This is a genomic window from Nocardioides sp. (genome assembly GCF_036374615.1).
Lineage (GTDB): Bacteria > Actinomycetota > Actinomycetes > Propionibacteriales > Nocardioidaceae > Nocardioides.
In genome coordinates this window covers 1-11,352 of the sequence record NZ_DASUTK010000019.1, presented here as the reverse complement: position 1 = coordinate 11,352, position 11,352 = coordinate 1, and the positions used below count along the sequence as shown (strand labels likewise).

General features: G+C 69.4%; 7 protein-coding genes. 4 read left to right on the top strand and 3 right to left on the bottom strand.

Annotated features, from left to right (window positions below):
• Nucleotides 1-1,360 (top strand): GTPase HflX (gene hflX, locus VFZ39_RS01205; protein ID WP_414690248.1); only part of this gene is annotated, 1,360 nt, incomplete at its 5' end.
• Nucleotides 1,361-1,405: 45 nt separating this feature from the next.
• Nucleotides 1,406-1,636: a response regulator transcription factor gene (locus tag VFZ39_RS01200; protein ID WP_330863890.1), complete on the top strand. Its 231-nt coding sequence runs from the start codon at nucleotides 1,406-1,408 to the stop codon at nucleotides 1,634-1,636.
• Nucleotides 1,637-1,830: 194 nt separating this feature from the next.
• On the opposite strand, the gene VFZ39_RS01195 is transcribed toward VFZ39_RS01200, so the two are convergent.
• Complete coding sequence (locus tag VFZ39_RS01195) at nucleotides 1,831-3,945, bottom strand: M14 family zinc carboxypeptidase (protein ID WP_330863889.1); 2,115 nt, start codon at nucleotides 3,943-3,945, stop codon at nucleotides 1,831-1,833.
• A 100-nt stretch (nucleotides 3,946-4,045) separates the two neighbouring features.
• A complete protein-coding gene (locus VFZ39_RS01190) occupies nucleotides 4,046-5,539 on the bottom strand; it encodes an alkaline phosphatase PhoX (RefSeq protein WP_330863888.1) in 1,494 nt (497 codons plus the stop codon).
• 130 nt (nucleotides 5,540-5,669) lie between these two features.
• On the opposite strand from VFZ39_RS01190, the gene secD reads away from it, so the two are divergent.
• Nucleotides 5,670-7,940 (top strand): protein translocase subunit SecD, encoded by a 2,271-nt coding sequence (gene secD / locus VFZ39_RS01185; protein ID WP_330863887.1) that lies wholly within the window; start codon nucleotides 5,670-5,672, stop codon nucleotides 7,938-7,940.
• A gap of 133 nt (nucleotides 7,941-8,073) precedes the next feature.
• Nucleotides 8,074-9,918 (top strand): ATP-dependent DNA helicase, encoded by a 1,845-nt coding sequence (locus VFZ39_RS01180; protein WP_330863891.1) that lies wholly within the window; start codon nucleotides 8,074-8,076, stop codon nucleotides 9,916-9,918.
• Nucleotides 9,919-9,923: 5 nt separating this feature from the next.
• Here VFZ39_RS01180 and VFZ39_RS01175 read toward each other — a convergent pair.
• Nucleotides 9,924-11,352 (bottom strand): MXAN_6640 family putative metalloprotease (locus tag VFZ39_RS01175; protein WP_330863886.1); only part of this gene is annotated, 1,429 nt, incomplete at its 5' end.

The following is an 11,352-nucleotide window of genomic DNA, read 5'->3' as shown; positions in this document are numbered from 1 at the left end:
GGGCGCCCTCGACCTGGCCGAGCGCCACCAGCTCCGCCGGGTCGCCGGGCTGCGCACCGAGCTCGAGGACATCACCGAGGTCGAGTATCGCCAGCTCCGCCTGGAGCGGGTGGTGCTCGTGGGCGTGTGGACCGAGGGCACCGTCGAGGACGCCGAGAACTCCATGGCCGAGCTGGCGCTGCTGGCGGAGACCGCCGGTTCGGAGGTCCTCGAGGCGGTCTTCCAGCGGCGCACCAAGCCCGACCCGGCGACGTACGTCGGGCGCGGCAAGGTCGACGCGATCGGGGAGATCGTGCAGGCGACCGGCGCCGACACCGTGATCTGCGACGGTGAGCTCGCGCCCAGCCAGCTCCGCAACCTGGAGGACCGGCTGAAGGTCAAGGTCGTCGACCGGACCGCGCTGATCCTCGACATCTTCGCCCAGCACGCGAAGTCGAAGGAGGGCCAGGCGCAGGTCGAGCTGGCCCAGCTCAACTACATGAAGCAGCGGCTGCGCGGCTGGGGCGGCCAGCTGTCCCGCCAGGCCGGTGGCCGGGTCGGCGCCGACGGAGGCGGCATCGGCGGCCGTGGTCCCGGTGAGACCAAGATCGAGACCGACCGGCGCCGGATCAACACCAAGATCGCGAAGCTGCGTCGCGACCTGAAGGAGATGGCCGGCACCCGGCAGGTGAAGCGCCAGGAGCGCCGCCGCCACCACATCCCGAGTGTCTCCATCGCGGGCTACACCAACGCCGGCAAGTCGAGCCTGCTCAACCGGCTGACCGACGCCGGCGTGCTGGTCGAGGACTCGCTCTTCGCGACCCTCGACCCCACCACCCGCCGGACCCAGACCACCGACGGCCGCGTCTACACCATGAGCGACACCGTCGGCTTCGTCCGGCACCTTCCCCACCAGCTGGTCGAGGCGTTCCGGTCGACACTGGAGGAGGTCGCCGACTCCGACCTGATCCTGCATGTCGTCGACGGGTCCCACGCCGACCCCGAGGGCCAGATCTCCGCGGTCCGGGAGGTGCTGTCCGAGGTCCACGCCAGCAAGGTGCCCGAGCTGATCGTCATCAACAAGGCCGACATCGCCGACCCGCTGGTCGTCCAGCGGCTGCTGACCCGCGAGCCCCGCAGCGTGGTGGTCAGCGCCCGCACCGGCGCGGGAATCACCGACGCGCTGACCGCCATCGAGGCCGCGCTGCCCCGGCCGGGCGTCGAGTTCGCCGCGCTGCTGCCCTACGACCGTGGTGACCTGATCGACCGGCTCCACCGGCACGGCGAGATCGACACCATGGAGCACACCGCTGACGGCACCAGGATCAGCGGGCGCGCGAACCCCGACCTGGCCGGCGAGCTCGCGGCGTACACCGTCTGACACTGTCGTGGCCCGCGTCCTCCCGTTGTGGCGGCAGGCGAGTCCTTGTCGGCACCGACCCTCACGCGGCGTTTGATCGAGGCCTACCTCGAGCACCCGCGGCCGGGAGCGCTGATGGCGCGCGGGCTGTCCAACGACGACATCGCGGCGCAGCTCGTCATCGCGCAGGCCACCGTGAAGACCCACGTCAACCGGGTGCTCGCCAAGCTGGGTGTCACGACACGGGTCCAGGCGGTGGTGCGGGCGTACGAGGCCGGCGTGGTGCGGGTCGGGTAACTGGTCTAGTCAGGTCCGCCCTCGAGGGTTGACCGGTCGCGAGCCCGGTGTGACGGTGTCAGACAGTCGATCCTGGGGGAGGGTCGGCATTCAAACCGGGGGGAAACGTCATGCGGATTCGGCGTTAGGCAGTTCCTGAGAAACGACCCGCGGGCCAGCGTGATCAACACGCCGGCCCGCAGGCGTCTCCCCCGTCAGCCCTTGGCCCGGGCCTTGGAGCAGGCGTTCTGCACTGACACCGTCTCGCCGCGGTCGATGACGACCTCGCGGGTGCTGATCACCTGTCCCTGCTGGTTGGTGCAGCTGAGGACCCACTTCTCCTTGATGCCGGTGTACGTCGGCGGATCGGGGCTCTGGAACGTGACCTCACCCTCCCAGTCGTCCTCGGCCGAGCCACCCTCGTAGTTGTCGGCGACCAGGGTGTAGGTCCCGGCGACCGGGTCCGGGATCCGGATCCGCTCCGGGTTGGCGAGCGTCGCACCCGAGCCGACCGGATCGCCGTCCGGGCCGATCACGAAGAAGTCCCAGTCGGCGGCGCCGGGCCAGCCGAGCTCGAGGGTCGCGTAGCCGTTGTCGACCTCCGGTAACCCTCCGACCTCGAACGTGAGCTCCTCACTCTCGCCCTCGGCTGGGATGCCCTCGGGGTTGACCAGGGTGATCGGCTCCTGCGGGTCGGCCACCGGCTCGCGCCCGTAGCGGCCGGCCACCAGCGGCCTGGTCGAGGGGTTCACGTGCAGCGTGAACGGCCCTCCGTTGGAGTGGTAGGTGTTGGTCAGCGTGTCCTCGTACCAGATCGGGTCGCGGGTCGAGCCGTCCGGCTGGATCACCGGAGACGTCGCCGATATGTGGGTCTTGGTGACCGTGATCGTGCGGCCCTTCGCCGCCGTGCCTCTGATCCGCGAGTGCAGCGCGGGATCGGCGGCCGCGGCGGCCGCCGTGAAGTACGCCTCGCGGTTGCCGCCCTCACCGGCGCCCGCCGCCGGCGGCACGCCGAGGTACTCGCCCACCACGGCGTTCTGGAACTCGGGGTGGAACCCTTCGAGCCCGATCTCGAAGGTGAACCCGAGGCCGCCGGTGATCCAGTAGCTCCAGTCCTCCGTCGAGCCGGAGGTGTCGTACAGCTGGTACGACGCCTGGCTCGTGTACTGGTTGTGGGAGGCCATCTCGTCGCCGAGCGCCTTGTAGACCGGCTCGTCCGGCGCCTTGCCCGTCGCCGCGATGGCCGGCGGGCGCAGCACCAGATTCGAGTAGGTGTGGTTGCTGATCATCATGGTCACGGCACGCTCGGAGATGAACTGCCGCACGGCGTCCGGCTCCGGCTCGCTGCCGGGCCCGTCGCCGCGGAACGTGTCGCTGGACCAGTTCGTGCTGGCGCCACCGCCACCCCAGTAGCCGGGGTAGTTACGGTTGAGGTCGGTGCCCCGCAGCCGGCCGGCGTCGTTGTCGTCGCACGGGCCGGTCGTGTACCGCACCGGCGTGCTCTGGGAGATGCTGCAGTTCTTCCGCTTCATCTCGTAGTCGAAGACGTCGAAATCGTCCTCGGGGTCACCGGGCTCGGCGTTTCTCGAGATCTGGAAGCCGTCGACGTTGACGACCGGCACGACCACCAGCCGCGAGTTCCTCATGATCTGGACCGACCGCGGATCCTTGTGCGCGTTGGTCTGGAGCAGGTCGAACGCGAACTCCAGGGTGTGCTCGGCGCTGGGCCACTCCCGCGCGTGATGCGCACCCAGGAGCAGGAACACCGGCTTGCCGTCCTGGACGTTGTCGGCGTTCGCGGAGATCTCCAGGCCGTGGATCGGCTCGCCGAGCACGGTCTCGTTGGGGAGGGTCAGCGGCCGGGTCTGCTTGGGGAACCGCTGCGCCAGCAGCTCCATGTCACTGAGGTACTCCTCGTAGGTGCGGTACGCCGTGCGGCCGCTCGGCAGCGGCGAGCGCGTGACGGCCGCGTCGTACCGGCGGTCGGCGCGGCGGTCGGCGCGCGTCTGCGCTTCGAGGTCGGCCACCTTGACCGTCCAGTCGAAGCCCGCCTCCCGCAGTGTGCGTCGGTCCTCGGCGTCGTACAGCACGACCTCGATGCCCTTGCGGGTGGCGTGCTCGGTGATGTCGAGCCCGAGCCCGACGACCTGGTTGCGCTGGTCGACGGTGGGCGCATGGACCATCACGACCTGAACCGGGTCGGGATCGGCGCGGTTCGGTTCACCCGAAGCCGGTGTGGTCGCGGCAGTCGTGAGAGCGAGCGTGGTGGCCAGGCCGCCGATGAGCACGGCAATGCCGGCTCGACGGATGAGTGCGCGGGGTCGCCGCATCGATACCCTCCCGAGATAGGTGCGGCCGGGTCAGCCGCAGTACCCCCCAGCCAACATCAGTGCCGCCGCGAGCGCAACGGTCGCGCGGCAGCAGGCGCCGTCAGACGCCGATCCGCTTCCACGGCCCCCAGATCGCGAACGTCATCCCCTTGCTGGCCTGGATGTTGACGAACAGCGTGTGCCCGTCCGGGCTGAACGTCGACCCGGCGAACTCATCGCCGAACCGCGTCGGGAACGTCCCGTCCGGCAGCGCGATCTGGCTGACGAGACGGTTCAGTGCGATGTCCCACAGCTGGCCGCGCGGTGAGAGGCCGCGGATGTAGTTGTCGATGCTGGAGTCCTCGCACACGACCAGCGTCCCGCGGGGGCTGGTGGTGATGTTGTCGGGGAAGTCGAACCTCCGGTTCGCCCGGATGTCATCGAGCGGGGCCTGGTAGACGAGCCGCAGCTTCCGGGACCGGCAGTGGTAGGCCCAGACCTGCCCGTTCCCCCGGCCGAAACCGTCGGTGTTGTCGTCGTCGCTGTCGTCCTCCTTCGGCCCGCCGCCCTGGGTCGAGGTGAAGTAGACGACGTTGTCGTCGAAGACCTGCCCCTCGAGCCGGGAGAACAAGGCAGCGCCCTGGGCACGGCCCTGGTCTCCCACCATCACGAGTGCCTGGTCGTTGGTGGTCCCTTGACCGGTCACGTGGTTGTAGTCGCCGCGGAAGTCGGGGTCGTCGATGTCGACCCACCTCACGTCCCACGTGCTGCCCCGCTTCCAGCGACGCTCCAGATGCGCGTTGCGCCGGCCCTTGATCGCCAGCATCTGCAGCCGGCCGCCGTCCTCGAGCCGGCCGGTCTTCATCGGGTTGCTGGGCGGGATGTAGCGGTAGAAGCCGGACGGGAACTCGAAGTTGTCCTCGGTGAGGTAGAGGATTCCGTCGACCGGGTCGAACGACACGGCCTCGTGGGCGAACCGGCCCGCGTGCGTGATCGGCTGTCGCTCGGACTGCCCGTCCTTCGGCACCTCGAAGACGTACCCGTGCGGCTGCTTCAGGCCGGCGTTGGGCGAGCCCTGGAAGTCCGGTCCGACGTCCGGCCCGTTGACGGTCTCTTCGCAGGTGACCCACGATCCCCACGGCATGATCCCGCCGCTGCAGTTGAACATCGTGCCGTTCAGGCTGGTGTAGGCGTCCTGGACCTCGCCGTACTTCGTGACCTCGATCGTCGTCGTGCCCGCCCCGGCGGCGGGGTCGTACGGCGTGCCCGGGCCGAACGCCCTGGGATTGCCGAGGTTGGTGATCTCGTGGTTGCGGACCAGGATCACGTTGCCGTTCGGGCCGCGGAAGGCGCCCATGCCGTCGTGCCGACCCGGAAGCTCGGTGCCGTCGTCGAGCACGACGGGGAACTCGGTGTCGTGGAACGAGCGGTAGCTGAAGCCCCGAGGCAGGTGGAGACGGACCTTGCCGTCCCGCTTGTCGGGAATCGGCAGGAGACGAGTCGGGTCCGGCGGTCGGAACGCGGCAGCGGACTCGGCGACCAGGCCCGCGAAGGGACCGGCGGCCACTGCTGCGGCGGCACTGGACTTCAGCACGGATCGGCGATCGAGAGACATGGACAGAGTTCCTTTCGCTCGTGAGATCACCTCAACGTACGCCGGGGCGTGGCCCGCGTCACCACCGGAAATCCGCGACTTCCGGACCCCGATTCGTCGCCCGCCGACCTTTGGTAGGAAGATGCCCCCCATGTCCCGTGGCGCCTGGTTCCGTCTCCTCCTTGTGATCGGCCTGCTCGGCGGCTGCGCCTGGATCGCGGTGGAGCGCAAGCCGGAGCTCGGCCTTGACCTGCGCGGTGGCGCCCAGTTCATCTTCGAGGCCCAGTCCACGGAGACCACGGAGGCCACGGCCGAGAACGTCGACCGGACGCTCGAGGTCCTGCGCGGGCGCGTCGACGCACTCGGGGTCGCCGAGTCGACCCTGGTCCGTCAGGGCGAGAACCGGGTCCTCGTGGAGCTCCCCGGCATCACCGACGAGGCCGAGGCCGACGAGGCGCGGGAGCGGATCGGGCAGACCGCGCAGCTGACGATCCACCCCGTGCTGCGGGCGGTGCAGAACGAGAACGCCGAGCCTCGGAACGACGAGAACCTGATCCTGCCCAGCGAGGGTGGTCAGGTCCTGGAGCTCGGCCCGGCGGCGCTGCAGGGCGACGAGATCACCGGCGCGGAGGCGGGCCAGGACGAGACGTCGATCGCGTGGTCAGTCAACGTCGACTTCAACGGCGAGGGCTCCGACGCCTTCGGCGAGCTCTCGGGAGAGGCCGCCTGTGCGCAGGGCGACCAGCGTCGGATCGCGATCGTGCTGGACGACGCGATCATCTCCTCACCCGAGGTCCAGGTCCCTTGCGGCAGCAACATCCGCAACACCACCTCGATCACCGGTGACTTCACCATCGACGAGGCCAAGGAGCTCGCGGCGCTGATCGAGGGCGGAGCCCTGCCGCTGCCGCTCGAGAACATCTCCGACCGGCTGGTCGGGCCGACGCTGGGCGAGCAGGCGATCGAGGACTCCGTCGAGGCCGGCATCATCGGGCTGATCCTGACCGGCCTCTTCATCTGCCTCGTCTACCGCTTCGTCGGGTTCCTCGCCACGATCGCGCTGGCGTCGTACGCCCTGATCGCGTACGCCCTGCTGCTCGCCCTCGGCGCCACTCTGACCCTCCCTGGCCTGGCCGGTTTCGTGCTCGCGATCGGACTCGCGATCGACGCGAACGTGCTGGTCTTCGAGCGAGCGAGGGAGGAGTACGTCGACGCCCCGAAGGCCGGCCTGCAGGCCGCTCTGACCAAGGGCTTCAACAAGGCATGGACGGCGATCATCGACTCCAACGTCACCACGCTGCTCGCCGCGGCACTGCTGTTCCTGCTGGCGTCCGGCCCCGTGAAGGGCTTCGGCGTCACGCTGTCGATCGGTGTGCTCGCCTCCATGGTGTCCGCGCTGATCGTCGCTCGACTGCTGACCAACGCTGGTCTCTCCATCCCCTGGGTCTCGCGACACCCGCGGTTCACCGGCATGGGCTACACCGGCAAGATCCGGGGTTGGCTCGACCGCACCAACCCCGACCTGATGTCACGAAGCAAGCTCTGGCTGGCCGGGTCGGCGGTCGCTCTGATCGCGGCCGTCGCCGGCATCGTCGGCCCAGGACTGAACCTCGGGATCGAGTTCACCGGCGGCCGCACCCTCGACTACTCGACCGCGCGCGACGTCACGGTCGACGAGGCACGGGCCGCGATCGCCGACGCAGGTTTCCCCGACGCCGTCGTGCAGGGCGCCGACACGGCCGACTTCACGATCCGTACCGGTGACATCAGCGACGCGGAGGAGCAGCAGATCGAGGACGCACTGGCCGAGATCGGCGGCGAGGTCACGCAGGTCGACTCGCAACGGATCGGGGCGTCCCTCGGTGACGAGCTGCGCCAGAAGGCACTGATCGCGTTCGGGATCGCGCTGCTCGCCCAGATGATCTACCTCGCGATCCGGTTCAAGTGGACGTTCGGCCTGGCCGCCGTGACCGCGATGTTCCACGACGTCGTGCTCGTCGTGGGGCTCTTCGCGTGGCTCGGCAAGCCGATCGACGGCGTCTTCCTCGCGGCGGCGCTGACGATCGTGGGTCTGTCGGTCAACGACACCGTCGTGGTGTTCGACCGGATCCGGGAGCGGTGGCGGGCCAGCACCGAGCGGCCGTTCTCGGAGGTCTCCAACAAGGCGTGCGTCGAGACCATGCCACGCACGGTCAACACCGGCCTCGGTGCGATGTTCATCCTGGCGGCGCTCGCCATCCTGGGCGGCGACTCCTTGCAGGACTTCGCGATCGCGCTGCTGGTCGGCCTGATCGTCGGTACGTACTCCTCGGTGTTCACCGCGACCCCGATCCTGATCTACCTGCAGGAGCGGTGGCCGATGTCGCGGGAGCCGAAGGTCAAGAAGGTGCGCAGCCCCGAGGACTCCGGCGCGGTCGTCTGACCGTGTCACCGGCCGCGCCTAGGCTGCTTCGGTGACCCAGCCCGACCCCACCGTGCGCGACGCCGCTGTGCACGATGTCCTGGCGAGTGCCGTCGAGGCGCTCGGCGGGCAGGAGCGCCCCGGCCAGGTGCAGATGGCCGAGGCCGTGGCCCGAGCACTGGACGGGGGGCTCACCCCCGGTGACCACCTGCTCGTGCAAGCCGGCACCGGAACCGGCAAGTCGCTCGCCTACCTGGTCCCCAGCCTGCTCAACGACCAGCGGGTGGTGGTGGCCACCGCGACGCTCGCCCTCCAGCACCAGCTGGTCGAGCGCGACATCCCGCGGCTGGTCGAGACGCTCCCCGAGGGGGTCGATGCGTCGTACGCGGTGCTCAAGGGCCGCTCCAACTACGCCTGCCTCCACCGGATCCGGGAGGGCGTGCCCGACGACCAGGGCACGCTGGTCGACGTCCCCGAGGGGTCGCTCGGTGCCAAGGTGCTCGAGCTGCGGGCGTGGGCAGAGAAGGAAGCCGAGACCGGTGGCAGCGGCGAGCGCGACGCCGCGCCGCGCCACACCGATCGTGAGTGGCGGCAGGTGAGCGTCGGCCACCGCGACTGCCTCGGTGCGGCGAAGTGCCCGTTCGGGCAGGAGTGCTTCGTCGAGCTCGCCCGCGAGGAGGCCCACCGCAGCCACCTGATCGTCACCAACCACTCGTTGCTCGCGATCGACGCGATCGAGGGCGTCCCGATGATCCCCGAGTACGACGCCGTGGTGATCGACGAGGCCCACGAGCTGGTCGCCCGGGTCACCCAGGCCGCCACCGACGAGCTCGCGCCCAGCGACGTCGACCGTGCGTCGAGACGGTCCAGGCGGTTCGTCGACGGCAGCGAGGCCGACGACCTCGGCGACGCCGGTGACGCGCTGGCCGCGGCGATGGCCGAGTGTGAGCCCGGCCGGTTCGACAGGGTGCCCGAGGTGCTGGCCGACGCGCTGGTGCTGGTCCGCGACGCGGCCCGGGCCTGCCTCTCGGCGTACCCACGGGAGAAGGACGACACCGAGGGAGACGCGGGCCGACAGCAGGCGCGCGGGTCGGTGCAGGAGGTCTTCACGATCGCCGAGCGGATGGCGGCCGGCAGCGACTCCGACGTGCTGTGGCTCTCCGAGCGGACCGATCGACAGCCGGCGCGGCTGCACGTCGCCCCACTGGAGGTGCGCGGCCCGATGCGCGACAAGCTGCTCGCCGACAAGACGGTCGTGTTCACCAGCGCCACGCTGAAGTTGGGCGGCGACTTCAGTGCGGTCGCGACGTCGTTCGGCCTGGGCGACGACGACTACACCGGGCTCGACGTCGGCTCGCCGTTCGACTATGCCAAGCAGGCGATCCTGTACGTCGCCCGGCATCTGCCACCGCCCGGCCGCGACGGCCTCGGTCCCGCTCAGCTCGACGAGATCGTGGAGCTGGTCGACGCCGCCCAGGGGCGCACGCTGGGGCTGTTCTCCAGCCGGCGGGCGGCGGAGATCGCCGCCGAGGAGGTACGCCGACGGCTTCCGCATCTCACCACGCTGGCCCAGGGCGATGCGCAGCTGCCCGAGCTGGCCAAGCAGTTCGTCGGAGACCCCCACACCTGCCTGTTCGGGACGCTCTCACTGTGGCAGGGGCTCGACGTGCCGGGGGAGACCTGCCAGCTGGTGCTGATCGACCGGATCCCGTTCCCGCGCCCCGACGACCCGCTGATGTCGGCGCGGGCGCGAGCCGCCGACCAGAGCGGCCGGAACGGGTTCATGGAGGTCTCCGCGACCCACGCCGCGCTGCTGCTGGCGCAGGGCTCGGGCCGACTGATCCGCACCACCACCGACCGCGGCGTCGTAGCCGTGCTCGACCCACGGCTGGTGACCGCCCGCTACGGCGGGTTCCTGCGCGCCAGCCTGGCGCCGATGTGGTCGACCACCGACCCCGAGGTGGTGCGCAAGGCCCTGACCCGGCTGGCCGAAGGCTGACCTGGTCAGCTGCGGAAGATGCTGGCGTTGAACCTGAAGCGCCTCTGGTCGTCGAGCGGCAGACCCTGGCACGCGAAAACGGTTCCTCTCCCGCACCTGGAACGGCGACTTGCGTTCGCCACAACGAGCTCGACGTACTTGACGTTGCGGGTGCTGAATCCGACGACCTTGCTGCTGAAGCCGCGCTTCTTGAACTTGACGGCGCTCGACTGGACCTTGCCGCTCTTGAGGTAGACCGCGACTCGAGCGACCGGAGCGGACTTTGCGGGTGGCATGTCCACCTTGACCCGAAGCTTCCAGTCACGTCGCTTCAGGCCGCGCGCGGGCGTCAGCCTCACCACGTCACTCGTGAGGTGGTCGAGATCAAGGAACCATCTAGGTGTGCTGCGCTTGGTCCTCGACAGCGTTCGCGTCTGCAGCGGGCGGACCGGCCTGTAAGCGCTGGCTCCGCCCTCGTCGTATGTCTTGGCCGGACGACGATTGCCGTCAGCGAACCGACCATAGACAGTGGTGAACGACGAGTTCCGCTGGTTCAGCACGTGCTGAATGGCTTGGGTGGAGTACTGATCTGGCGCGCCAGGACGCCCACTCATTCGCTTCCAAACGTCCAGCACGATCTTGGGCATCGGGCCCTGTCGAGTCCTCCATCGCTGGCTGAGGTACTCGAAGAACACCCAGTTGCCGTAGTGGTGGAAGTCCGCATAGGCGTCGAGAGGAGCCCAGGGCGTACTGATCTGGCTATCAGTGAGGTACTGGTGGTTGTCGTCGACCGCGTCGTAGAGCTGCTCCTCGGCCCATGTGGCCGTCGCCTCCATGATCCAGCGATCCTCGCGGAAGTCGTAGGCGAACTGCACGGCGTGGAAGTACTCATGAGCGAGGGTCACTTGCCGGTTCTCCGAGGAGGTGTGGCTCGGGAACTGGTCCGCGTCAAAGTCCTCGTCGATCACGCAGAAAGCCGCCCGATTCTTTGGCGGGTCGTCCGACCAGTCGTCGGCCGCGCAGTAGCCGTACAGGCCGCCGAACTCCCCGGTGTCGGCGAGGTAGACGTCGATCTTGTCGGTGTCGTCACCCTGCATGCCGTCCGGGTCTGGCCGACGATATCCCGCCTGCCTGTAGGTGTTATGAACGGATTCGGCGGTCGCCAAGGTGGCGTCGACAACGTCCGGGTACCCGTTGTCGTCATCGTCGGTGGACGGCGGGGCGTCCGAGTCTGGCCCGTTGGCGTAGTGCACGCAGATGACATCGCCGCAGAGTGGCGCGCCCTCGCCGTCTAGGTATTCGACGATGACGTCCTCGTCCAGGTCATCTCCGCCCGGATCGGTCGGGCGGGCGAAGAACGCACGAGCTCGCTCTTGGTCGGCCGGGGGGAGTTCCTCCATCGCTAGTGCCAGGTCCCTGAGTGCCATCGTGGCGTCGGGAGCCGCCTGGGCGGCT